Origin of the sequence: Bradyrhizobium sp. C9 (assembly GCF_002532045.1) — a bacterium.
Classification (GTDB): domain Bacteria; phylum Pseudomonadota; class Alphaproteobacteria; order Rhizobiales; family Xanthobacteraceae; genus Bradyrhizobium.
In genome coordinates this window covers 18,672-40,578 of sequence record NZ_NWTG01000023.1, presented here as the reverse complement: position 1 = coordinate 40,578, position 21,907 = coordinate 18,672, and the positions used below count along the sequence as shown (strand labels likewise).

22 protein-coding genes are annotated in these 21,907 nt (G+C 65.2%); 10 read left to right on the top strand and 12 right to left on the bottom strand.

Annotated elements, in window-relative coordinates:
- The first annotated feature begins 50 nt into the window (after positions 1–50).
- Together egtD and CO675_RS31695 are read left to right on the top strand one after the other, a co-directional pair.
- Positions 51–1,019, top strand: a complete 969-nt coding sequence (egtD, locus tag CO675_RS31700) for an L-histidine N(alpha)-methyltransferase (RefSeq protein ID WP_097675702.1) — start codon at positions 51–53, stop codon at positions 1,017–1,019.
- A 25-nt stretch (positions 1,020–1,044) separates the two neighbouring features.
- Entirely contained in the window at positions 1,045–1,440 is a 396-nt protein-coding gene (locus tag CO675_RS31695) for a DUF4345 domain-containing protein (RefSeq protein ID WP_097675701.1), read from the top strand.
- Between the two features lie 9 nt (positions 1,441–1,449).
- Here the strand turns inward: CO675_RS31695 and CO675_RS31690 are convergent, their stop codons facing one another.
- A complete protein-coding gene (locus CO675_RS31690; RefSeq protein WP_097675700.1) occupies positions 1,450–2,631 on the bottom strand; it encodes a low temperature requirement protein A in 1,182 nt (393 codons plus the stop codon).
- Positions 2,632–2,661: 30 nt separating this feature from the next.
- A complete protein-coding gene (locus tag CO675_RS31685) occupies positions 2,662–2,898 on the bottom strand; it encodes a BolA family protein (RefSeq protein WP_021077843.1) in 237 nt (78 codons plus the stop codon).
- A 198-nt stretch (positions 2,899–3,096) separates the two neighbouring features.
- Between CO675_RS31685 and CO675_RS31680 the strand changes: the two genes are divergently transcribed.
- A complete protein-coding gene (locus tag CO675_RS31680) occupies positions 3,097–3,456 on the top strand; it encodes a DUF427 domain-containing protein (RefSeq protein WP_097675699.1) in 360 nt (119 codons plus the stop codon).
- 127 nt (positions 3,457–3,583) lie between these two features.
- Here the strand turns inward: CO675_RS31680 and CO675_RS31675 are convergent, their stop codons facing one another.
- Entirely contained in the window at positions 3,584–3,757 is a 174-nt protein-coding gene (locus CO675_RS31675) for a DUF1328 domain-containing protein (RefSeq protein ID WP_074128140.1), read from the bottom strand.
- A gap of 185 nt (positions 3,758–3,942) precedes the next feature.
- On the opposite strand from CO675_RS31675, the gene CO675_RS31670 reads away from it, so the two are divergent.
- Positions 3,943–5,127: an acyltransferase family protein gene (locus tag CO675_RS31670; RefSeq protein ID WP_097675698.1), complete on the top strand. Its 1,185-nt coding sequence runs from the start codon at positions 3,943–3,945 to the stop codon at positions 5,125–5,127.
- On the opposite strand, the gene CO675_RS31665 is transcribed toward CO675_RS31670, so the two are convergent.
- On the bottom strand, positions 5,128–8,211 hold the full coding sequence (locus tag CO675_RS31665) for an efflux RND transporter permease subunit (protein WP_097675697.1): 3,084 nt from the start codon (positions 8,209–8,211) through the stop codon (positions 5,128–5,130).
- Positions 8,212–8,239: 28 nt separating this feature from the next.
- Complete coding sequence (locus tag CO675_RS31660) at positions 8,240–9,355, bottom strand: efflux RND transporter periplasmic adaptor subunit (RefSeq protein WP_097675696.1); 1,116 nt, start codon at positions 9,353–9,355, stop codon at positions 8,240–8,242.
- Positions 9,356–9,491: 136 nt separating this feature from the next.
- Here CO675_RS31660 and soxR point away from each other — a divergent pair, with 136 nt between their 5' ends.
- Together soxR and CO675_RS31650 are read left to right on the top strand one after the other, a co-directional pair.
- Positions 9,492–9,968 carry a redox-sensitive transcriptional activator SoxR gene (gene soxR / locus CO675_RS31655; RefSeq protein ID WP_097675695.1) on the top strand — a complete coding sequence of 159 codons (477 nt, stop codon included), beginning with the start codon at positions 9,492–9,494 and terminating at the stop codon, positions 9,966–9,968.
- A gap of 100 nt (positions 9,969–10,068) precedes the next feature.
- Positions 10,069–10,329 (top strand): GlsB/YeaQ/YmgE family stress response membrane protein, encoded by a 261-nt coding sequence (locus tag CO675_RS31650; RefSeq protein WP_097675694.1) that lies wholly within the window; start codon positions 10,069–10,071, stop codon positions 10,327–10,329.
- Between the two features lie 111 nt (positions 10,330–10,440).
- On the opposite strand, the gene purL is transcribed toward CO675_RS31650, so the two are convergent.
- Entirely contained in the window at positions 10,441–12,672 is a 2,232-nt protein-coding gene (gene purL, locus CO675_RS31645) for a phosphoribosylformylglycinamidine synthase subunit PurL (protein ID WP_097675693.1), read from the bottom strand.
- Positions 12,673–12,858: 186 nt separating this feature from the next.
- Here purL and CO675_RS31640 point away from each other — a divergent pair, with 186 nt between their 5' ends.
- A complete protein-coding gene (locus tag CO675_RS31640) occupies positions 12,859–13,350 on the top strand; it encodes a PaaI family thioesterase (protein WP_097675692.1) in 492 nt (163 codons plus the stop codon).
- Positions 13,351–13,623: 273 nt separating this feature from the next.
- Positions 13,624–15,858: an alkaline phosphatase family protein gene (locus tag CO675_RS31635; RefSeq protein ID WP_097675691.1), complete on the top strand. Its 2,235-nt coding sequence runs from the start codon at positions 13,624–13,626 to the stop codon at positions 15,856–15,858.
- 59 nt (positions 15,859–15,917) lie between these two features.
- On the opposite strand, the gene CO675_RS31630 is transcribed toward CO675_RS31635, so the two are convergent.
- Positions 15,918–16,634, bottom strand: a complete 717-nt coding sequence (locus CO675_RS31630; protein WP_097675690.1) for a glutathione S-transferase family protein — start codon at positions 16,632–16,634, stop codon at positions 15,918–15,920.
- 107 nt (positions 16,635–16,741) lie between these two features.
- On the opposite strand from CO675_RS31630, the gene CO675_RS31625 reads away from it, so the two are divergent.
- Together CO675_RS31625 and CO675_RS31620 are read left to right on the top strand one after the other, a co-directional pair.
- Positions 16,742–17,116 (top strand): winged helix-turn-helix transcriptional regulator, encoded by a 375-nt coding sequence (locus CO675_RS31625; RefSeq protein WP_097675689.1) that lies wholly within the window; start codon positions 16,742–16,744, stop codon positions 17,114–17,116.
- Between the two features lie 155 nt (positions 17,117–17,271).
- Positions 17,272–18,252 (top strand): DMT family transporter, encoded by a 981-nt coding sequence (locus tag CO675_RS31620; protein WP_097675767.1) that lies wholly within the window; start codon positions 17,272–17,274, stop codon positions 18,250–18,252.
- A 9-nt stretch (positions 18,253–18,261) separates the two neighbouring features.
- Here the strand turns inward: CO675_RS31620 and CO675_RS31615 are convergent, their stop codons facing one another.
- From CO675_RS31615 to purC, 5 genes are all read right to left on the bottom strand, one after another.
- Positions 18,262–19,239, bottom strand: coding sequence for a tripartite tricarboxylate transporter substrate binding protein BugD (locus tag CO675_RS31615; RefSeq protein WP_097675688.1), 978 nt, complete (start codon positions 19,237–19,239; stop codon positions 18,262–18,264).
- Between the two features lie 5 nt (positions 19,240–19,244).
- Complete coding sequence (purQ, locus tag CO675_RS31610) at positions 19,245–19,946, bottom strand: phosphoribosylformylglycinamidine synthase subunit PurQ (RefSeq protein ID WP_097675687.1); 702 nt, start codon at positions 19,944–19,946, stop codon at positions 19,245–19,247.
- 4 nt (positions 19,947–19,950) lie between these two features.
- The gene (locus CO675_RS31605) at positions 19,951–20,475 is read right to left on the bottom strand and encodes a hypothetical protein (protein ID WP_349644048.1); all 525 of its coding nucleotides are present in this window, start codon (positions 20,473–20,475) and stop codon (positions 19,951–19,953) included.
- A 70-nt stretch (positions 20,476–20,545) separates the two neighbouring features.
- Complete coding sequence (purS, locus tag CO675_RS31600; protein WP_097675686.1) at positions 20,546–20,788, bottom strand: phosphoribosylformylglycinamidine synthase subunit PurS; 243 nt, start codon at positions 20,786–20,788, stop codon at positions 20,546–20,548.
- Between the two features lie 15 nt (positions 20,789–20,803).
- Positions 20,804–21,571 (bottom strand): phosphoribosylaminoimidazolesuccinocarboxamide synthase, encoded by a 768-nt coding sequence (purC, locus tag CO675_RS31595; protein ID WP_016843454.1) that lies wholly within the window; start codon positions 21,569–21,571, stop codon positions 20,804–20,806.
- Positions 21,572–21,907: the final 336 nt, after the last annotated feature.

Sequence of the window (21,907 nt, the reverse complement as noted above, 5' to 3'; positions counted from 1 at the left end):
AGTCCAGTCGACATCGATGACGCGTCGGTAAGCGCGTTCGGGAGAGTATCATGAATGTGCATGCCGCCGCTTTGGCCAAAGCGTATCCGTTCGACGAAGCGACCTCGGCGTTTGCCGGCGATGTGATCGGCGATCTCGCCCGTCACCCGAAACGGCTGTCGCCGAAATATTTCTACGACGCCACCGGCTCGGAGCTGTTCGAGCAGATCACGGTGCTGCCGGAATATTATCCGACGCGCACCGAGCTCGGCATCCTGCGCGACCGCGGCAGCGAGATCGCCGCGATCATTCCGGATGGCGCGGCGCTGGTCGAGTTCGGCGCCGGCGCGACCACCAAGGTGCGCCTCTTGCTCGAGACGAGCGAGTTCGCCGCCTATGTGCCGGTCGATATCTCCGGCGATTTCCTCAAGGCCCAGGCCGATGGCCTGCGCCGGGATTTCCCGGGTCTTGGCATCTATCCGGTCGCGGCCGATTTCACCACGCCGTTCGCGCTGCCCGAGGCGGTTGCCGACATGCCGAAGGTCGGCTTCTTCCCAGGCTCGACGCTCGGCAATTTCGAGCCGAGCGAGGCCCTGGCTTTCCTGCGCAGCGCGCGCAAGATCCTCGGCCACGGCGCGCAGATGATCATCGGCGTCGACCTCGAGAAGGACGAGCGCGTGCTGTACGACGCCTATAACGACGCGGCCGGCGTCACCGCCCGCTTCAACCTCAATGTGCTGGTTCGCATCAACCGCGAGCTCGGCGGCAATTTCGACCTGTCGGGATTTACGCACCGCTCGATCTACAACCGCGACCGCCACCGCATCGAGATGCACCTGATCAGCCGCAAGGCGCAGACCGTGCGCATCCTCGGCAACATCTTTGCGTTCCGCCCCGGCGAGAGCATTCACACCGAGAACAGCTACAAATACTCGCTCGAACGGTTCACCGCGCTCGCGCGCAGCGCAGGCTGGACGGTGCGCGACAGCTGGACCGACGCCGACACCATGTTCTCGGTGCACGCGCTGGTCGCGGACTAGCACCGATAGAGGACGGGGCACAATCATGGGCCGGCGTGCGCTGCAGGTTGCGACGGCCCTGCTCGCCCTCGTCTCTGTCCTGACCGGCATCATCACCATGCTCGGCGTGAGCGATCCGCTCTACGCCTCGTCGGGCGTGCCGGTTCTGCCGGTGCTCGACGGCAATCTGCGCTTCTTCGGTGGGGTCTGGCTCGGTCTCGGCCTCGCTCTGCTCTGGCTGGTGCCGCGCATCGAGAGCGAGAGCGTGCTGTTCCGCGTGATCTGGGGCGGCATATTCCTTGGCGGCATTGGTCGGCTGCTGTCGATGGTGATGGTGGGTGCCCCACCGCTGCCCTTCGTGGGCTTCACCGCGCTCGAGGTGATCGGCGCGCCGTTGTTCGTCTATTGGCAGCACCGTGTGGCCACGGCCGGTCGGGGATAGCAGCCCGCGCTATTCTTCCTCCCCGCTCGACCGCAGCGAGATCGACTCCCACACCGCGACCACGATCATGATCGCGGTGGTGACGATCGAGAGCACCAGCGGTGACATTTCGCGGGCAAAATAGGCCGTGATCGCCAGCGCGACGAGACCGACGCCGTGCGAGAGCTGCAGGAAATTGCGGATCACGTATTTGAACAGGATGGTGCCGACCAGGAACAGCGCGGGGCCGCCGACCGAGCTTACGATCGTCTTCAGGTCGGAATGGCCGGTCGGATGCTTGAGCACCAGTTCGTCGGCGACCGCGGTGAGGATGATGCCGCCGACGATCGGCATGTGCAAATAGGTGTAGGCGATCCGGGCCACGCGGCCGGATTCCTCCGACTTCGAGATCATGTCCGCGCCGGCCTCGGCACCCTTGTGGAAATAAATCCACCACATCGCGATGCTGCCGACCAACGCCGAGATGAACGCGGCAACATTCTCCGGCGTCCAGGTCAGCTCGGCAAAGGTCGCGCCGTCGACCACGATCGCCTCGCCGAGCGCGATGATGATGAACCCTGCACAGCGCTCGGCCATATGGCCGCCCTCGACCGACCAAGCCTCCATCGAGGAGAAGCCGAGTTTGGGGGTCCAGAACCGCAGGGCCGGCGCGACGTACTCGATGGCCAGCGCCGCGATCCAGAACCACAACCGCGTCTCGTGCTCGGCGAAGCCGCCGACAATCCAGAGCACGGCCGAGCAGGACAGCCAGGTCAGGATACGGATCGCGTTGTGGCGCACCGCTGTCCGCCGCCGCGGCGTTGCCAGCAGCCAGAACGCGGTGCGGCCGACCTGCATCGCGGCATAGGTGCCCGCAAACCACAGGCCGCGCCCCTCGAAGGCGGTCGGGATCGAGGTCGACAGCAGCAGCCCGCCCAGCATCAGGACGAACAGCAGCAGGCGGACCGGCGTCAGGTCGGGATTGAGCCAGTTGGTGACCCAGGTGGTATAGACCCAGACCCACCACACCGCGAGGAACAGCACCGTGACCTGCACCGCGCCCAGCGGGGTGAAGTGGTGCAGCAGCGTGTGCGACAGCTGCGTGACGGCAAAGACGAAGACGAGGTCGAAGAACAGCTCGGCATTGGTGACGCGGCTGTGCTGGTTCGGCACGATGACGCGAAACATCGCGCCGCGCGGATTATCTGCCATCGCTTGGGGCCCCCGCCCGGTTGCCGGGGACTAGCCTTCCGGCACGCCGGTCTGCAGGGCCAGCGCGTGCAACACGCCGCCCATCTGGCCCTTCAGCGACTGGTAGACGATCTGGTGCTGCTGAACGCGGGACTTGCCGCGGAATGACTCGGAAACGACAGTGGCCGCGTAGTGGTCGCCGTCGCCGGCCAGATCACGGATCGTCACCTCGGCATCAGGGATCGCTGCCTTGATCATCGATTCGATATCACGGGCGTCCATCGGCATCCCAGTCCACCTCCGTCAGGTCATTCGAATCAGGGCCGATTCGGCCAGGAAAACTAAGAAGAAACCTAAGCTAAAACCTAGCCCTTGAGGTCTTCTAGGTCATCCCGGGGCACACTATATTCCCATTCCCAGCGATTTAAACCTGCATCAATCGGTCACAAGCCATCACGCCGAAATGACCAGAAGAGGCGCAGAATCATGAAGCTCCCCGGCCCCGACCATCCGATCACGATCACGCCCAATGCCAAGCGTGTCCGCGTCACCGCCGACGGCGTCGTCATTGCCGAGACCACCCATGCGCTGACCTTGAAGGAAGCGAGCTATCCGGCCGTGCAATACGTCCCCCGGCAGGACGCCAACATGGAGCTGTTGACCCGCACCGAGCGGACCACGCATTGCCCCTACAAGGGGGATGCGAACTACTTCAGCATCAAGGCCAACGGCAAGACGCTGGACAATGCGATCTGGACCTATGAGGCGCCCTTTCCGGCCATGACCGAGATCGCCGGCCACCTCGCCTTCTATCCGGACAAGGTCAAGATCGAGGAAGTCGCTTAAACCACCGCGCCTGCCGCGCGCGCCGGGCCTCGCCGGCCGTTTCGGCGCGTACCCACCCAGCCTGAAAAAACGGAAATGCCCGGGCAAGACCCGGGCATGACGACGGGAGTGTTCGGCCGGATCGCCGCTAGACCCTGAAGATCGTGAGCCCAAGGATCAGCAGCACCAGGAAGATCACGACGAACACGTAGAACAGGAAGCGCGCAATGTCGGCGGAGGCAGCGGAAATGCCGGTGAAGCCGAGCAGGCCCGCGATGATCGAGACGACGAGGAAGATCAACGCCCATTTCAGCAGTGTCATTGCTCGCTCCACAAACCCGCGCGCTTGGCGCGTCCGCCCGACAACGCCCGCCATCGACCCCGGTTCCAGAACGAAACAGATCCGCTGAAATGACCGACCTCGACACCACGGAATCGGGACGATTGGGCCTTGCTGAATCAGGTTCCCGATTGCAACATCCGGATGCAGACCCGGCTGGGGGCACCATGAAATCGATTGCTCACGCGGCTCCGGCCGTTGACGTTCAGGCCGCACCGAAGCTCCACAAGCGCAATGTCGCCCTCGACCGTGCACGCACCTTCCTGACGCTGGTCGTGCTGCTGCATCATGCGGTGATCCCCTACACCCATTTCGGGCACACCGATCCGACGTCCTGGATCGGCTTCGACTGCGTGGTGCTCGCCACCGACAGCTTCTTCATGGCGATGTTCTTCTTCCTGTCGGGGCTGTTCGTCTGGCCCGGGCTCGGCCACAAGCCGTGGCTGATCTTCCTGCGCGACCGGCTGCTGCGGCTCGGCCTGCCCTTCGTGATCTGCGCGTTCACGGTGATTCCGATCGCCTATTACGCGATCGCGCTGCGTGCGACGCCGGATCTGACCTTCTCGGAATTCTGGTGGAAGACCATGATTTTCGGGCCGTGGCCGAGCGGCCCGATCTGGTTCGTCTGGGTCCTGATGACCTTCGACGTGACGGCAAGCGTGCTCTACCGGGTGTCGTCGCGCCTGCTCGAGCCGATCAACCGACTGTCGATCAAGGGATTTCAACGTCCCTCGAAGTTCTGGCTGTTCCTCGTGGTCGTCAGTGCCGCCGCCTATTTGCCGATGCTGGTGCATTACGGCCAGAACTACTGGTTCGAGCTCGGACCGTTCTCGGTGCAGGCGAGCCGGGTGCTGCTGTATGCGTCCTATTTCTTCATCGGTGCAGGGGTTGGCGCGGCAAACCTCGAGGGCGGGCTGCTCAGCGCAAACGGACGGCTGACCGAGCGGCGCTGGTTCTGGACCGGCATCACGGTGATCCCGTACTGCTTGATGTGGGTGATGATCTACATCAAGCGCGGGATCATCGATAACCCCGACCCGCTGCCGGGCTGGTATCTCGCGATCTACGGCAGCTTCTACGTGCTGTTCAGCGCCTCGATCCTGTTCGCGATCCTGGCCTACTTCCTGCAATCGAAGGCGCCGGGACCGACGCTGCTCGACCGCATGCAGGGCGATGCCTACGGCATGTTCCTGATGCACTATCCGATCGTGCTGTGGCTGCAATACTGGCTGTTCGACATGGAATTGCCGGCGATCGCCAAGGCCGCGATCGCGTTCTTCGCCACCGTGGCGCTGAGCTGGGCCGCCACCGCCGTGCTGCGCAAGATTCCCGGCTCGAAATACGTGCTTTGATCACGCCGCGATCTCGTCCCTCGCCGCCACGCTTTCCAGCCGCGGGGCGGCCGCCGCGGCGCGATGATCGCGCGCGATCAGGATGTAGAAGGTCGGCAGCACGAACAGCGTGAACAGCGTGCCGATCAGCATCCCCATCACCACGACGATGCCGATGGCAAAGCGGCTGGCCGCGCCGGCGCCGTCGGCATAGAGCAACGGCGCAAGGCCCGTGACCATCGCGGCCGTCGTCATCAGCACCGGCCGCATGCGCACCGCGGCGGCCTTCTGGATCGCGGCGACCCGGTCGAGCCCTTCATGATGCTGGATCTCGTTGGCGAAACTCACCATCAGGATGCCGTGCTTGGAGATCAGCCCGATCAGGGTGACGAGCCCGATCTGGGTATAGATGTTCAGCGTGGTGAAGCCGAAATACAGCGGCAGCAGCGCGCCGCAGACCGCGAGCGGCACCGTCACCATGATGACCAGGGGATCGCGGAAGCTTTCGAACTGCGCCGCCAGCACCAGGAAGATCACGATCAGCGCCATGCCGAAGGTGACGATCAGGCGGTTGCCCTCCTGGACATATTGCCGGCTGTCCGACAGCCAGTCGACGGTCATGCCCGGCGACAGCTTTTGCGCCTGCATGAACGCCACAGCCTGCCCCATGGTGACGCCGGGCTTGAGCACTGCCGAGATCGTCGCCGCGTTCATCTGGTTGAATTGCGGCAGCCGATTCGGCTCGGGCTTGACGTTGACCTTGATCACCGTCGACAGCGGGAACATCTGCCCCGAGCTCGAGCGGACATTGAAGTTTCCGAGATTGTCCGGCGTGACCCGGTCGGCCTGCCGCACCTGCGGGATCACCTCGTAGGAACGTTCAAAGAAATTGAAGCGGTTGACGTAGTTCTCGCCGACCAGCACGGCGAGCGTGTCGGCGATGGTCTGCATGCTGACGCCGGCCTCGGCCGCCTTGGCATGATCGATCGTGATCCGCGCGGTCGGGCTGTCGAACGCAAGATCGCTGTCGACGAACACGAACAGCCCGCTCTTCCAGGCCGCCCCCTTCAGCGTCTCGACCTCCTGATAGATGGTTGAGAAATCGCCGGCCGAGCGCACCACCATCTGGAACGGCAGGCCGCCGGTTGCGGCCGGCAACGCGGCGGGCTGGAACGGCGTCACGCTGGCACCGAGCACGCCATAGGACATGCCGTAGAGCTGGTCCTGGATGTCGTTGGCGGAGCGCTTGCGCTTGTCCCAGTCGGTCAGCGTGATGCCGCCGAAGGCGTGGTTTTGCCCGTCGGTGCCGTTGATGACCCAGCTCGCGTGATACTCCGGGAACGAGCGAAACAGCTGCTCGACCTGGTCGGTGTAGCGCGTGGTGTAATCGACGCTGGCATATTGCGGCGCCCTGAGCACGGTGAACACATAGCCCTGGTCCTCGGACGGCGCGAGCTCGCGCTGGCTGCCGAGAAACAGCACCACGATCGCCGCCAGCACGCTGACCGCAACCACGAGCACCGCGGCGCGCATCTTGAGCGTCGCAGCCAACAGCCGGCTGTAGCCGCGCGACAATTTCGAGAACTGGTGCTCGACGAAGCGGGCGAACCGGCCGTGCGAGGTGGCTTCCCCCAGCAGTTGCGCGCTCATCATCGGCGACAAGGTCAGCGCGATGACGCCGGAGACCACCACCGAGCCTGCCAGCGTGAAGGCGAATTCGCGGAACAGGCTGCCGGTCAGGCCGCCCATTAGGCCGATCGGCGCATAGACGGCGGCCAGCGTGATCGTCATCGCGATAACCGGGCCGATGATCTCGCGCGCGCCGATCAGGGCCGCGTCGGCGGGGCTCAGACCCTCCTCGATGTGACGATGGATATTTTCCACCACGACGATGGCGTCGTCGACCACGAGCCCGATCGCCAGCACCATCGCAAGCAGGGTCAACAAATTGATGGAGAAGCCGAGCGCCAGCATCATCGCGGCGGTGCCGACCAGCGACAGCGGCACGGTGACGACCGGGATCAGCACCGAGCGGAACGATCCGAGGAACAACAGGATCACCACCACGACGATGGCGACCGCCTCAGCCAGCGCGTGCTGCACCTCCGATATCGAGGCCTTGACGAAGTGCACGATGTTGAAGACGTCGGCGACCTGCAATCCGGGCGGCGCGACGCGGTTGAGGTCTTCGATCACCTTGGCGGTGGCGGCGACGATCTCCAGCGGGTTGCCGTCGGGCGTCGGCTGCACCGCGATATAGACGGTGGGCCTGCCGCTGTCGCGCGCGTTGGAATCGTAATTCTCGCCACCGATCTCGAGCGTCGCGACGTCGCCGAGTCGCACCAGACCGCCGCCGCCGGCGCCGGTCTTGATCACCATCTTGCGGAAATCGTCGAGATTGCGCAGGTCGGTCGCCGCAGTGATGTTGGTTACCGTCATCTCGCCGCGCAGCCGCCCGGGCGCCGCCTGCACGTTGTTGGAGCGCAGCGCGGCGGAGATATCGGCCGCGGTCAGGCCGCGCGCTGCGAGCTTGAACGGATCGATCCACACCCGCATCGCCAGCGACGATCCGCCCGACGTGTCGGCCGATGCCACGCCGGGCACCGAGGTCAGCAGCGGCTGCGCCACGCGGGTGGCGAAGTCGGTGATCTGTGCCGGCGTCAGCGTGTCGCTGGTGAAGGCGATGTACTGCACCGCCGACGCGCCGTCGGTGATCTTGGTGATGACAGGGTCGAACACGCCGGCCGGCATGCGGTACTTGACCTGCTGCACCTTGGCGAGCACCTCGGTCATGGCGCGGTCGGCATTGGCGTTGAGCACCAGCTTGGCCTTGATCTGGCTCGTGCCGAGCGTCGAGTTCGAGGTCATGTACTCGATACCGTTGGCGGTCGCGATCGATTGCGCGATCACCGAGGTGACGAAGCCCTGCATGACGTCCTGGGTCGCGCCGGGAAACGACACGTCGACCTGGATGGTAGCGCTTTCCATGCTGGGATACTGCCGCACCGGCAGCGAGACCATCGCCGCGGTGCCGATCAAGAGGATCAGCAGGCTGACGACCGTCGCAAGGATCGGCCGGCGGATGAAGATGTCGGTGAAATGCATGATGCCTGCCTCGGACGCTGCCCGCGGGCTAGCGTCCCTTCTCCGGCGTCTCCGCCATGGTCATCTGGACGGCAGCGCCGGGCATGACGCGGAGCTGGCCCGCGGTCACGATGTGGTCGCCGGGCGAGAGCCCGTGCTCCACGACGACGCGCTCGCCGATGCGCTGCCCGGTCCTGACCGCGACACCGACCGCCTTGTTGTCGCGCACCACGAGCACGCTCTCGCCGGACGCGCTGGTCTGGATCGCGGTGACGGGCACCACGATGGCGTCGAGCTGCGGCGGCAGCACGACGTTCACCATCACGAAGAGCCCAGGCCGCAGCAGCCGATCGGGATTGCTGAATAAAGCCTGCACGAGGACATTGCGGGTATCCTCGGCGACCTGCGGTTCGATGGCGTTGATCGTGGCCTCGAACACCCGATCGGGGAAAGCATCGGTACGGATCGTCACCGCGCCTCCCACCTTCAGATTTGACAGGCGCTGCTGCGGAACAGTGAAATTGGCATAGAGCCGGTCGAGCGCGGTCAGCGTGGCGAGCGCATCGCCGGCATTGACGTATTGACCGAGGTTGACCTTGCGCAGGCCGATCTGGCCGGCGAACGGCGCGCGGATCGTCGTCTGCGCGATTTGCGCATCGAGCTGCTCGACCGAGGCGTCGGCCTGCTTCAGGTCTTCCTGCCGCTGCTGCAGCGTCTCCTGGGTCACGAAGCCGGACGGCGCCAGCCCCTGAGAACGCTTCTCCTGCAATTGCGCAAAACGTCCCTTGGAAACCGCAACCGCGCGCGAGGCGCGCAACGGCGCGTCATAGAGCTGCACCAGCGCTGCACCCTCGGCGACATCGGTACCGGCATCGAAATTGATCGCGGTGACGCGGCCGGCCACTTCGGACGCCAGAATCACCTGCCGCACTGCCTGCAGCGAACCGATCGCCTCGATCGCGCGCGGCAAGGTTTCGGTCCGCACCACCATGGCCGCCACAGGTGTCGGCGGGGCTTCGGCGGTGGCCTTGGCTGACGCACTGGAGCTGCCGGCACGCCAGGCAAACAAGGCGGCCGCGGCACAGATCAGCAATACGAGGGTAATGCCGAACGGCTTGGGGCGAAGCCCGAGCCAGCGGCGCGACGAGGATGATGCGGACGGCATTTCGCTTCCAAGAACGAACCCCGGCATCTCGGCCGGAAGCTTGCCCCTGCAAGCCCGCGACTGTTATAGAACCTCAAGTATGGTTGAGGTCAAGGCTCGCAGCCTGCAGGACTTCTAATCCGGGATATCGAGGCAAATGGCGCTTGCACAAGAGCTTTCAGTCGGCGAAGTGGCGCGGCGCAGCGGCCTCGCCGTCTCCACCCTTCACTTCTACGAGAGCAAGGGGCTGATCGCGAGCCGGCGCACCAGCGGCAACCAACGCCGCTACATGCGCGGCGTGCTGCGCCGCATCGCGGTGATCCGGATCGCGCAGCGCGCCGGAATTCCGCTGGAAGAGATCAGGCAGACCTTCGCGGCGATACCGCTCGATCGCGCCCCGACCATGCGCGAATGGGAGCGTGCGATGCGCGCCTGGACCGCGGCACTGCAGCAGCGCATCAGCGATCTCACCGACCTCCGCGACAAGCTGTTCAGCTGCATCGGCTGCGGCTGCCTGTCGGTGACCGATTGCCCGTTGCGCAACGGCGACGACAGACTCGGCGCCGAGGGCTCGGGCCCCCGCATCCTGATCACGGCGGCCGAACGCAGGCAGCGCCGGGGGCGGCAGGCTTGAGCCCGTCGCCAACAAGTTGCGCACAACCTGCCATTGGTCACATGTGGCCATGTGATTCTCGGCTATGCTGGCCGGACTGCTGACCCTAGGGAGTCCTGAGATGAACGACCCTCAAGTTGGATGGATCGCCGCAATCATCGTCGGCGGATTGGCCGGCTGGCTCGCCGAGATGTTCATGAAGACCGGAACCGGGATCTTCATGAATATCATCCTCGGCATCGTCGGCGCCGCGCTGGCGAACTGGCTGTTGGGTCTGCTCGGCGTATCGCTCGGCGGCGGATGGATTGGCTATCTCGTCGCCGGCTTCATCGGCGCAGTGATTATCATCTTTGCCTGGCGCGCGGTCCGCGGCGCCACCTAGCACCTGATCCGAAGGGATCCCGCCTGGATACAAGAAAATAACGCGATGATGGGTTCATCGCGCTATTGAGACTTTGTTCGCTCGACGCTTGTAGCGCCCGATCCATCCGGATCAGGCGGCTGTGCCGTGCATGTAGTTCGGCAGCCAGTGCTCGAAGGCGCGGGACAGGCTTTCGATCGTCACGGGCGGCTCGCCGGCCACCGCAATCGCCTCGCCGCCGGTGGTGCCGATGCGCGCGCAGGGCACGCCGGCGCCCTTCATCTTGGCCAGCACGAGGCCCGCGTCGGCGGCAGGCACGGTGACGATGTAGCGCGCCTGATCCTCGCCGAACCAGTAGGCATGCGGCACGATCGAGGACGGCGCCGCCAGCAGCTGCGCGCCGATGCCGCTTGCGATCGCCATCTCGGCGAGCGCGATCAGGAGCCCGCCGTCGGACACGTCATGCACCGCGCTCGCGGTGCCGGCGCGGATCATGCCGCGCACCACGTCGCCGTTGCGCTTCTCGGTGGCGAGATCGACCGGCGGCGGAGCGCCCTCCTCGCGGCCGCAGACATCGCTCAGGTACACCGACTGGCCGAGCCAGCCTTGCGTGTCGCCGACCAGCAGGATCGCCTCGCCCGCCGCCTTGAATGCCAGGGTCGCGGACTTGGTGAAGTCGTCGAGCACGCCGACGCCGCCGATCGAGGGCGTCGGCAGGATGCCGCGGCCGTTGGTCTCGTTGTAGAGCGAGACGTTGCCGGACACGACCGGGAAGTCGAGCGCGCGGCAGGCTTCCGAGATGCCCTTCAAGCAGCCGACGAACTGGCCCATGATCTCGGGCCGCTCCGGATTGCCGAAGTTGAGGTTGTCGGTGATCGCGAGCGGCCGGCCGCCGACCGCGGTGATGTTGCGCCAGGCTTCCGCGACGGCCTGCTTGCCGCCCTCGAACGGATCGGCCTCGCAATAGCGCGGCGTGACGTCCACGGTGAGCGCAAGCCCCTTCGGGCCGTCCTCGACGCGGACGACCGCGGCATCGCCGCCGGGGCGCTGTACGGTATTGCCCAGGATGACGTGGTCGTACTGCTCCCAGACCCAGCGCTTCGAGCATAGTTCGGGCGTGCCGATCAGCTTCGTCAGCGCCTCCGCGATGCCGAGCGGCGGCTTGACGTCCTGGCCGCGGATCACCGGCAGCGCAGTCGAGGCGACATGCGGACGGTCATAGACCGGCGCCTCGTCGCCGAGTTCCTTGATCGGCAGATCGGCCATCACGTCGCCGCCATGCTTGACGACGAAGCGCTTGCTCGGCGTGGTGTAGCCGACGATGGCGAAGTCGAGCCCCCATTTGCGGAAGATCGCCTCGGCCTCTTTCTCCTTCTCGGGCTTGAGCACCATGAGCATGCGCTCCTGGCTCTCCGAGAGCATCATCTCATAGGCGCTCATGCCGGTCTCGCGGGTCGGCACCGCATCGAGATCGAGATCGACGCCGAGATCGCCCTTGGCGCCCATCTCGACCGCCGAGCAGGTCAGGCCGGCCGCGCCCATGTCCTGGATCGCGATCACGCAATCGGCTTCCATGATCTCGAGGCAGGCTTCGAGCAGCAGCTTTTCGGCGAAGGGATCGCCGACCTGCACGGTCGGACGCTTCTCCTCGGAGGCGTCGTCGAATTCGGCCGATGCCATCGAGGCGCCGTGGATGCCGTCGCGGCCGGTCTTGGAGCCGAGATAGACGATCGGCATGTTCACGCCGGAGGCCGCCGCATAGAAGATCTTGTCGGCGTCGGCGAGGCCGACCGCCATCGCGTTGACCAGGATGTTGCCGTCATAGCGGGTGTGGAAGCGCACCTGGCCGCCGACCGTCGGCACGCCGAATGAATTGCCGTAGCCGCCGACGCCCGCGACCACGCCGGACACCAGATGCCGGGTCTTGGGGTGCTCAGGGGCGCCGAAGCTCAGCGCGTTCAGGCAGGCGATCGGGCGCGCGCCCATGGTGAAGACGTCGCGCAGGATGCCGCCGACGCCGGTGGTGGCGCCCTGGTAGGGCTCGATGTAGCTCGGGTGGTTGTGGCTCTCCATCTTGAAGACCACGGCCTGGCCGTCGCCGATATCGATCACGCCGGCGTTCTCGCCGGGGCCTTGGATCACCCAGGGGGCCTTGGTGGGCAGCCCGCGCAGATGGATCCGCGACGACTTGTACGAGCAATGCTCGTTCCACATCGCCGAGAAGATGCCGAGCTCGGTGAAGGTCGGAACCCGCCCGATCAGCTTCAGGATGCGCTCATACTCGTCCGGCTTCAGCCCGTGGGCGGCGACCAGTTCGGGGGTGATTTGAGGCTCGTTCTTGGGGTCGTTCTTGGGCGCGGTCATGGGACCCTTAATAGGTAGATCGAACGGGGGCGAAAAGGCCTTTTACGGCCCATTTCCGGCCTGTCCAGAGCTTTGCGGCGGTTGGACGCGGCCCGGGATTTGCAGCCTGGATCTGTGCCTGGGATTTGCACAATGGGGATGGATCGGATTTAAGGTCCCGGACCCGATAATTGAAGGCCAGATTTCGTGAACGAGCTCGCCAAGACCGCACTCAATACGGCATTCAACCGCCGCCCCGACCTGCACGTCGAAACCGAAGGCGAATTCGCCGGCTGGCGGACCTGGACCCGGGACAGTTTCGAGACCCATACCGGCCCATTCTACCACCGCATGGACGAGAACGGCCGCATCGCCTGCGCGTTCCGGGTCGGCCCGAAGCACCTCAATGGCTCGGGCAACGTCCATGGCGGCTGCCTCATGACCTTCGCGGATTACTGCCTGTTCGCGCTCGCCTCCCCGGTGCTCCAGGGCCCCGGGGTCACGGTCTCGTTCGCCTCGGAATTCCTTGATGCGGCCCGCGAGGGTGACGTGATCGAATGCACTGGCGAGGTCACCCGCGCCGGCGGGTCGCTGATCTTCGTGCGCGGCATGCTGACCTCGGCCGAGCGGCCGCTGTTCAGCTTCTCCGGCACCATCAAGCGGACGAAGCGCAAGGCGCCGGCCGAGAAGACGGCGTAACGCTCGCGACCAGTTCGCGCAAAGCGCGCAATGATCCGTGGATACGCGCCGTCATTCAACCGTTACATCGGCGCGGATTGAATCGAAAGCACGGCGCTAGCGCGTTGTGTTTGCGCGCGTTCTTCGTGTGACTCATTCAAACGCGCGTTGTGACACGACGACATGCTGTCGTTGCGTCGTCGCGCGCGCGTCACATGCTCGTCAGCCAAGCCCCCGAAGATTGCTGAACGGTTTCCGTTTGTGCATTCGCGTCAGCGAAGTTGGGGCATTCTCATGAAATTGAAGACGTTGGTTTCCGTCACGACAGCGATGTCGCTTGTCGCATCGCTGGCTTGCGTTGCAACGCCGGCACGCGCCGGCCAGGATGGCGACAATGGCGATCGCGGCGTCGGCGAGTCCCGCGGTCACGACCAAGACCAGGATCAAGACCATGACGGCGGTCATCATGGCCGCAAGCCGCGCGTGGTGATGATCTCGCTCGATGGCGCCAAGCCCGATTTCATCCAGAAATTCATCGAGGAAGGCGTGCTGCCGCGCGACGGCGGCCTCGCCCGGCTCAGCCGGCGCGGCGCAGTGGCGCTGCAGAACGTGACGGCGTCGCCGTCGCTCACCGCGGTGTCGCATATCGCGATCGCGACCGGTTCGACGGCGGTCCATAACGACATCCCCTCCAACACCTTCCAGCCGATCGTCGGCCCGATCTCCAGCAGCATCAGCGGCTTTGCGGCGCCGATCGGCGGCTATAGCGAAAGCCCGCTCGGGCCGTCGGCGCACCCGACGGCGCAACCGCTCTGGGTGCAGCTGCGCCAGCAGGGCAAGAAGGTGATCACCGCGACCTGGCCTGGTGGCGACGGCGCCGACATCTCGATCAACAAGACCGTGGTGCAGCCGGCCCAGCCCACCCGCGTGACCGACTTCACCGTGCCGTTCGGCGCGTTCGGCGGCATCGGGGCGCAGGGCTTCTCGCTGTCGCGCAGCGACTTCGCGGCCGATCCCGGCATCGTGGCGGCGCTGCAGGCCGCCGGCCATTTCTCGTTCAGCCCGGTGCTGGTGACCACGGTGCCGATCGAGACGTTCTCATGCTCCGCAGCGGCGACCGCGACCTGCACCAACGCCGCGACGCTCGACGTCAAATATTCGATCCGCGTCGCCGCGATCGACACCACCAATGACCGCAAGGTGAACTACGACACGCTGGTGTTCTTCGATGCCAACCGCGGCATCACCGCAGGACCGTTCCACGCGCCGTCGACCGGGCCGGCCTACGTCAAGTTCGGCGGCGAGAACGCGCCGTTCTTCTTCGAGGGCAGCGGCGCCAAGGTCGGTGCCGCCTACTTCGTCTCGGCGCTGTCGCCCGACCTCTCGACGGTGCGCTTCGCCCGCTACGGCGCCAACTACATCCCGCGCAACACGCCGGTTCTCGCCGACGTCGACGACATCAACAACAACATCGGCTTCTGGCGCCCGCAGGCCGACTTCCGCATTCCGGAGCGGCTGAGCCCGGGTTTCACGGGCTTCCCCGATGTCGAGATCGAAACGATGTTCGAAGACATGGTGAAGACCTTCGTGCGCTACCAGGCCAATATCGGCGAGCGCGCGATCAAGACCCATCCGGACGCCGATCTCGTCATGGTCTATATCGAGCAGCCCGATGGCTCCGAGCACCAGTTCCTGCTGACCGATCCGCGCCAGGGCACCAGCCCGACCGACCCGAATTCGATCGGCGCCAACCAGGATCCCGCCAAGGTCAAGCGCTACGCCTCCTACATCCGCTTCGCCTACCAGACCGCCGACAAGGCGGTGAAGCAGATTGCCGATGCGGCGGGCCATGACAGCAACGTCGTCGTGGTGTCGGATCACGGCTTCGCGCCGTTCCACACCTCGGTCAACCTCACCAACATCCTGCGCAACGCCGGCATCGACACCAGCAAGGTCGGGATCCGTACCTCGGGTCCTGCCGCCGACATCTACGTCAACTTGCAAAACCGCGAGCTCGGCGGCACCGTCGATCTCGCGACCTACCGGAACCTGGTGGCGCAAATCACCGATGCGGTGAAGAACGCGGTCGATCCCAATGCGCGCTTCAACTACTCGCTGAAGGACCAGCGCATCTTCACCGTTGTCGAGACCCGGCCGCTGCAATGCGACGCCGGCACCGGACAGTGCATCAGCAAGACCGTCGGCCAGGACTATGGCGACGTGTTCGCGCTGATGGCGCCCGGCTACAATTTCGACGGCATCCAGAATCCCGGCGTGGCGCGCCAGGGCGACGCGCCGTTCAACTCGGCAACCACCGCACTGTCGATGCCGAACTTCTACGGCGCCCACGGTCACGATCCCGAGCTGCCGGTGATGAGCGCGACGTTCATCGCCGCGGGGCCGCAGATCCGCAAGGACACCGTGGTGCGGCACATGCGCAATATCGACGTGGCGCCGACCGTCATGCGGATCCTCAACACCACACCGCACCAGGTCGATGGCGAGGTGCTGAGCGAGGTCTTGCGCTAGGATCTTGGGCAAATCCCGGGCGGTGGACGCCAAGCGGCGTCCACCGCCTCCCTCAATCCTCACCCGCGCTGCGTGCCGAACCGCTCGATCACCTCGGCGAGCGCAACATGACCAGCGCAGGCGCCTGACCCCGCCGGGCTGTTCTCGCCGCTCTCCAGCGCCGTCGCGTAGATCACGGCCGGATCGGCCTCGAGGCGCGCGCGAAGTGCGGATAGTTTCGGCCAGCGATCGCGGTCGGCGACGGCGTGGAAATCGAGCCAGCGTGCGACACCGATCAGCAGCCCATCCGCCAATGTCGGGTGGTCGCCGAGCAGGAAAGGCGCATCGCCGACCAGTTCCTCGAGCCGGTCGTGGCGCTGCACGACATTGCCCTTCCCCCACTGCCGCAGCGCGGACTGCATCGGCGGATTCGGCGTTTGCATCTCCAGCGCCGCCCATAGCGGACTGAACGCGGCGGTGAAGCCGGTGTTCACGAAGGCCATCAGCTGACGCATCCGGTCGGCCTGCGGCGACGACGGGTCGAAGCTGATGCGGCGCTCGGTATCGCGTGCCGCGAGCCAGCCTGCGATCGCCATGTTCTCGGTGAGCACCCTGCCCTGGTCCGTGACGAAGGCCGGCGTCTCATGCCGCGGATTGATCCGCGCATAGGAGGGATCGCGCATTTCGCCGAGCATGTCGACGCGGCACAGGCGATAGGGCTGGCGCAGCCATTCGAGCGCTGCAACGAGCCCCATGGAGCTTCCGAGCGGGAAGCCATAGATAAGGATAGGTTCCATGATGTGGTCTCCGATGATGTCTGACGATCGCGCTGCGCAGCGGAGCCGGACCCTATTCGCCACATCCGTGAAGTAAATTACGCACCTTTTTGTAACCACGAGCCGCCATGAAATCTCTCGTCTCCCGCTGCCCGATCGAGGAAGTGATGCAGGTCCTGAGCGGCCGCTGGCCGACGCTGCTGATCTATTATCTGAAGCAGGGCACCAAGCGCTTCAGCGACCTGCGCCGCGACAACCCGACCATCTCGCACAAGATGCTGACGCTCGAGTTGCGCAAGCTCGAGGACGCCGGCATCGTCGAGCGCACCGAATTCGGCGGCTATCCCCTGCGCGTCGAATACCAGCTCACGCCGGCCGGCCATCGGCTGGTGCCGCGGATCGACGCGCTGGGCGAATGGTGGGAGGCGACGTCGGATACCGGAGCAAAGTCCAGCTCCGTGGATGCCGAGCCGGCCGTTGTGAATACCGTCTCGCGGGATTGAACGGCACGAAGCGCCGGCAAACTTGCGCTGGCATCGGGTGAGCTGTCGAAGTATCAGTTTTGCTGCGCGCCAATGCGCGGGGAGCCGATCAAAGTGCCGAAGAGCACAGCCAGGGCATGAACCGGAAAAGTGTGAAGCGGTTTTCCGAAAAGACCATGCTGAAACAAGGCGCGAAGACGGGCGGCGTGACGGCTCCCGCGATCACGCCGACTTCGACCACCGCGCCCGGTGCGCGCGGGTGGCGCGACTATGCGCTGCTCTTGGCACTCGCCTGCTGCTGGAGTTCGACCTATCCGCTGACCAAGATCGGGCTCGGCTCGATCCCGCCGATCACCTTCATCTCGGCGCGCTCGCTGGTCGCCGCAGCCTTCCTGCTCGTGGTGCTGCGGATCCGCGCCATCCGAATCCCGACCGACATCAAGGCCTGGAAGCTGTTCGCGTTCCAGCAGACCATCAACTCGACGATCCCGTTCCTGGTGATCACCTGGGCGCAGCTCTACGTGCCGGCGTCCAATACCGTGGTGCTCGCCTCGACGACGCCGATCTTCGCCTTCCTGATCACCTGGGCGATCACCCGGCACGAGCCCGCCTCGCCGCTCAAATTCGTCGGCGCGATCCTCGGCCTTGCCGGCACGGTGGCGATCATCGGCCTCGACGCGCTGTCGGGCTTCGGCAAGGAGATTGTCGCCGAGATCGGGATCCTGCTCGCCACCGTTTCGTTCGCCTGCGCCACGATCTTCGGGCTCCGTCTCTCCGACTACGACCCGATGGTGGTGGCCGCCGGCTCGCTGCTGTTCGGAGGCACCGTGCTGCTGCCGGTCGCCCTGATCGTCGACCATCCCTGGACGCTGCACCCGACGCCGCAGGCGCTGGTCGCCACCGTCGTGATGGGCATCTTCTCCAGCGCCTTCGGCCTGATGCTGTTCTACATGTGCCTGACGCGGCTCGGCACGCTCACGACCAATGCGCAGGGTTACTTGCGGATTCCGATTGGCGTCGCGCTGTCGGTGATCCTGCTCGGGGAATCCGTGCCGTCGAACCTCGTGCTCGGTCTCGTGCTTGTCATGGCCGGCGTCGCCGCGATGACGGTACCGGCCGAGGCCGTCAAGCGCTGGCTGCGCCGGTTGCGGGGATAGTCGTTCCGGCTACTTCTTGTCGTCCGCCAGCAGCGCACGGTACTTCGCGACGTCGCGGGTCACGAGTTGCTGCAGCACCTCGGGTGCGAGCTCATCGGCGTCGGGCGCAACGGTCGACAACTCGACAAAGCGCTTCCTTACCGCCTCGCTCGCGACCGCGGTGCGCGCGGCGGCATTGAGCTTGGCGATGATCTCGCCCGGGGTGCCCTTCGGCGCGAACAGGCCGTTCCAGCCCTGCGCCTCGAACTCGGGCAAGCCAGCCTCAGTCGAGGTCGGCAGGTCCGGCAGCGAGGCGAGCCGCACCGTCGAGCCGACCACGACTGCCTTCACCAGTTTGTCGTCGATCGCTTGCGACACCGATGCCGCGGCATCGCAGACGCCGTCGATCTGGCTGCCGATCGCGTCCGTCAGCGCGAGCGCCGCGCCGCGATAGCCGACCAGCTGCACGTCGATCCCGGCGGCATGCACGAAGCTCTTGCAGATCAAATAATTCGACGAGCCGACGCCGGCATGGCCGAGATTGACCTTGCCCGGATTCTTCCTGGCGTAGTCGATGAATTCCTTGAGGTCCTTGGCCGGAAAATCCTTGCGCAGCGCGACGATGCCGAAGGTCTTGGCGACCACGGCGATCGGCGCGAAGGAATCCGGTGTGAACGACAGCTTCGGATAGATCGTGTAGGTCGCGGCATTGGTGCCGGCGTTACCGATCGCAATCGTGTAGCCGTCCGGCTCGGCGCGTGCGGCGCGGGTCAACGCGGTCGAGCCGCCGGCGCCGCCGACATTCTCGATGATGATGGTCTGGCCGAGCGCCGTACCCATCTGGTCGGCCACTGCGCGGGCGATCACGTCGGAGGTGCCGCCGGCCGCGAACGGCACGATCATCGTGATCGGGCGCTTCGGGAAGTCCAGCTTCGAGGAATCTTGGGCGTTGGCTGCTGTCGCGTAAACGAGTGCCGCGGCCGCGGCAAGGTACCACCGCCCCAGCATTTCCGTTACGCCGCCTTCTCGAACTGCTGAACCAGCCCTGCGAACAGGCCGCGGCCGTCGGTGCAGCCCATGATCTCTTCGACGTGGTTTTCCGGATGCGGCATCATGCCGAGCACGTTGCCGCGCTCGTTGACGATGCCGGCGATCGAATGCGCGGCGCCGTTGAAGTTCGAGGTCTCGTCGACCACGCCATCGGCCGAGCAGTAGCGGTAGAGCACCCGCCCGTCGCCCTCGAGCCGCTTCAGCGTCTCCTCGTCCGCCTCGTAATTGCCCTCGCCATGCGCCACCGGCACGCGGATCACCTGGCCGGCATTGTAGCCGCGGGTGAACGGCGTGTCGGAGCGCTCGACCTTCATGTGCACGTCGCGGCAGACGAACTTCAGCCCGGCATTGCGCATCAAGACGCCCGGCAACAGCCCGGACTCGCAGAGGATCTGAAAACCGTTGCAGACGCCGAGCACCAGGCCGCCCTTGGCTGCGAAATCGCGCACGGCGTCCATCACGGGTGCGCGGGCGGCGATCGCGCCGCAGCGCAGATAGTCGCCATAGGAGAAGCCGCCGGGCACCACCACGAGGTCGGTGCCCTTGGGCAGCGCGGTCTCGGCGTGCCAGACCATCGCGGTATCATTGCCGGATGCGAGCTTGAGCGCGCGTGCCATGTCGCGCTCGCGATTGATGCCGGGGAAGACGAGGACCGCTGATTTCATTGCATCACCTGGTTTTGGGCGCCAGCACGAGCTTAGCTGCGGCGGCAAACTTAGCGTAATTGTCGTTGCTGGCCTTTTCGTCACGCGCCGAACTGATCAGGCTGGCGGAGCCTTGTCCGCCAATCAGCAAGCCGCTGACTTGATACTCGCTTGCGCCGTCGGCGGTCACGGTCAGGCGCCGCGCCTTGAACATGCGCGGCATTGCGGTGCCCTTGTCGCCGTCGACGCCGAGCAGCGTGATGCGCTGTCCAGGCGTCCGCTGCTCCAGTGCCTTGATGATCTGCTCCTGCCCCGCACGGAACTGGTCGAGCGTCATCTGCTTTCCGCCGGTATAATACCGGTAGCTCACCTTGGAGCCTGCGCCGCAGGACGCTTGCGCGCAGCGGAACATATGCATGTCGGAGCCGCGACGCTCGTAGCTCCATCCGCTGATTGTGAACGGCGCCGCCTGCGTCGTCGCGGCAGGCGGTGCCGGCGCCGGTTGAGCCGAAGCCCCGCCGATTCCGGCTGCCGTCAGCAAGCCGGCCAACAGCGCTCGGACGACGATTCGGTCACTGCGAAAACAGGCGGGAGCGGCTGTTATCATTTGGCGCGCCCGGTCAGCCCAGAACCTCGACCCGGTAGTTCTCGATCACGGTGTTCGCCAGCAGCTTGTCGGCGGCGGCCTTGAGCGCCGCCTCCGCCTTGGTCTTGTCGGTCGCAGCGAGCTCGATGTCGAACACCTTGCCCTGGCGAACGCTGGCGACGCCGTCGACGCCGAGCGATTTAAGTGCGCCCTCGATCGCCTTGCCCTGCGGATCGAGGATGCCCGACTTCAATGTCACAGTCACACGTGCCTTCACGGTCGCCCCTTAAGCTTAGCTCTTCACCAGCACCGGGCCGCTGCCGGCCGGCCGCTCGTTTTCGATCAGAATGCCGAGCCGCTTCGCGACTTCGGTATAGGCCTCGAGCAGGCCACCCAGATCCCGGCGGAAACGGTCCTTGTCGAGCTTCTCGTTCGACTTGATGTCCCAGAGACGGCAGGAGTCCGGCGATATCTCGTCGGCGACGATGATCCGCATCATCTCGTTCTCGAACAGCCGCCCGCACTCCATCTTGAAGTCGACGAGGCGGATGCCGATGCCGAGGAAGAGGCCGGTCAGGAAGTCGTTGACGCGGATCGCCAGCGCCATGATGTCGTCGATCTCCTGCGGCGTGGCCCAGCCGAACGCGGTGATGTGCTCTTCCGACACCATGGGGTCGTTGAGCTGGTCGTTCTTGTAATAGAACTCGATGATCGAGCGCGGCAGCTGGGTGCCCTCCTCGATCCCGAGCCGCTGCGACAGCGAGCCGGCGGCGACGTTCCGCACCACCACCTCGAGCGGCACGATCTCGACCTCGCGAATCAGCTGCTCGCGCATGTTGAGGCGGCGGATGAAGTGGGTCGGCACCCCGATGTCGTTGAGGTGCTGAAACAGGTACTCCGAAATCCGGTTGTTGAGGACACCCTTGCCCTCGATCACCTGGTGTTTCTTGGCATTGAACGCGGTCGCGTCGTCCTTGAAGTGCTGGATCAGGGTTCCCGGCTCGGGGCCTTCGTAAAGCACCTTGGCCTTGCCTTCATAAATACGGCGTCGACGGCTCATTGGGATGTACCGTGTTTTGTTGAAATCCATGGATTTGGGTGCTCCGGATGACTTGGGGTTACGACCCACGACGGAGCTGCCGCGGAGGCCTGGAACCTGGGCAATCCAACTGGAAACAGAACAAGAACCATGCCTGTTGGCAACCTATCCGATTGGCCCATCCAGCACAATCGATAGTGCCCTCTTCAGGGCACTTATACCGCCCTATCAAAAAGGCCCGATTCCGCCTGTTTTGCCTGCGGCTTAACGGCTCGTTGTCTTGCCGATTCCTCCCACTTATCTAGGCAGGCATCGGGGCTGCCGCAACGCGCAGGAGCCCGCCATTCAGCAGGGAAC

Excerpts from the sequence above, each read along its gene's own strand:
- CO675_RS31670 (WP_097675698.1), top strand. The coding sequence starts at position 3,943 with ATGAAATCGATTGCTCACGCGGCTCCGGCCGTTGACGTTCAGGCCGCA.
- CO675_RS31665 (WP_097675697.1), bottom strand. The coding sequence starts at position 8,211 with ATGCATTTCACCGACATCTTCATCCGCCGGCCGATCCTTGCGACGGTC.
- CO675_RS31615 (WP_097675688.1), bottom strand. The coding sequence starts at position 19,239 with ATGCTGGGGCGGTGGTACCTTGCCGCGGCCGCGGCACTCGTTTACGCG.
- CO675_RS31660 (WP_097675696.1), bottom strand. The coding sequence starts at position 9,355 with ATGCCGTCCGCATCATCCTCGTCGCGCCGCTGGCTCGGGCTTCGCCCC.
- CO675_RS31650 (WP_097675694.1), top strand. The coding sequence starts at position 10,069 with ATGAACGACCCTCAAGTTGGATGGATCGCCGCAATCATCGTCGGCGGA.
- CO675_RS31685 (WP_021077843.1), bottom strand. The coding sequence starts at position 2,898 with ATGCCGATGGACGCCCGTGATATCGAATCGATGATCAAGGCAGCGATC.
- CO675_RS31635 (WP_097675691.1), top strand. The coding sequence starts at position 13,624 with ATGAAATTGAAGACGTTGGTTTCCGTCACGACAGCGATGTCGCTTGTC.
- purL (WP_097675693.1), bottom strand. The coding sequence starts at position 12,672 with ATGACCGCGCCCAAGAACGACCCCAAGAACGAGCCTCAAATCACCCCC.
- CO675_RS31695 (WP_097675701.1), top strand. The coding sequence starts at position 1,045 with ATGGGCCGGCGTGCGCTGCAGGTTGCGACGGCCCTGCTCGCCCTCGTC.
- purC (WP_016843454.1), bottom strand. The coding sequence starts at position 21,571 with ATGAGCCGTCGACGCCGTATTTATGAAGGCAAGGCCAAGGTGCTTTAC.
- CO675_RS31625 (WP_097675689.1), top strand. The coding sequence starts at position 16,742 with ATGAAATCTCTCGTCTCCCGCTGCCCGATCGAGGAAGTGATGCAGGTC.
- purQ (WP_097675687.1), bottom strand. The coding sequence starts at position 19,946 with ATGAAATCAGCGGTCCTCGTCTTCCCCGGCATCAATCGCGAGCGCGAC.
- CO675_RS31675 (WP_074128140.1), bottom strand. The coding sequence starts at position 3,757 with ATGACACTGCTGAAATGGGCGTTGATCTTCCTCGTCGTCTCGATCATC.
- egtD (WP_097675702.1), top strand. The coding sequence starts at position 51 with ATGAATGTGCATGCCGCCGCTTTGGCCAAAGCGTATCCGTTCGACGAA.
- CO675_RS31690 (WP_097675700.1), bottom strand. The coding sequence starts at position 2,631 with ATGGCAGATAATCCGCGCGGCGCGATGTTTCGCGTCATCGTGCCGAAC.
- CO675_RS31630 (WP_097675690.1), bottom strand. The coding sequence starts at position 16,634 with ATGGAACCTATCCTTATCTATGGCTTCCCGCTCGGAAGCTCCATGGGG.
- CO675_RS31680 (WP_097675699.1), top strand. The coding sequence starts at position 3,097 with ATGAAGCTCCCCGGCCCCGACCATCCGATCACGATCACGCCCAATGCC.
- soxR (WP_097675695.1), top strand. The coding sequence starts at position 9,492 with ATGGCGCTTGCACAAGAGCTTTCAGTCGGCGAAGTGGCGCGGCGCAGC.
- CO675_RS31620 (WP_097675767.1), top strand. The coding sequence starts at position 17,272 with ATGCTGAAACAAGGCGCGAAGACGGGCGGCGTGACGGCTCCCGCGATC.